Below are 568 nucleotides of genomic sequence, written 5' to 3' on the forward strand. Positions count from 1 at the left end.
GGTGGTGATGCTGACGCTGGGGATGGATGCGGCGGCCGCAGAAGAACGATTGCAGGAGTCGGCGGCCTGTTGGCGCGGGCGCTGAAGGCATGAGCGAAAGGTGGGGTGAAACCCCACCCTACGCGGCGGGATAGGGGGGCGATCCGGGGTAAGACTCAAGAGCCGCCTGATCACTACGTGGGTCCATTCACGCGGAAAGCCGTAGGGTGGGGTTTCACCCCACCACCGCCTCGCCGTTCACCCAGACGCTCGTGATATTCGGCTTCGACGTCCCGTAGAGCACCCGCTCCAGAAGCCGCGCGCCCTCGACATCTTCATCGAACACGCGCAGCGTTCCGGCCTCAACCGCGGGGTCGACCAGCATCGCGTCGAACTCCATCCCCTCACGGAACGCGCCGACGGGCAGCCCCAAAGCCTCGGCCCCTCCGCGCGTTGCCAGCCGGAACGCGTTCACCGCATCGACCCGCGCGCCGCCCTGCCCGCCTCGCGCATCAGGCGCGAGGGACGGATCAACCCCGCTCTCAAGCATCCGCGCCGCGGTCACCGCCTGACGCGCATTCTCCCAGAC

Annotated in this window: 1 protein-coding gene; it reads right to left on the minus strand. The window is 68.1% G+C overall.

Translation table 11 applies throughout. From position 1 onward, the window contains the following. Positions 1-214 precede the first annotated feature (214 nt). Positions 215-568: amidohydrolase family protein (locus BTA51_RS28905; protein WP_141215707.1), on the minus strand; the 354-nt coding region annotated here is incomplete at its 5' end.

Source organism: Hahella sp. CCB-MM4, assembly GCF_002260525.1.
In the GTDB taxonomy this organism is placed as follows: domain Bacteria; phylum Pseudomonadota; class Gammaproteobacteria; order Pseudomonadales; family Oleiphilaceae; genus Hahella.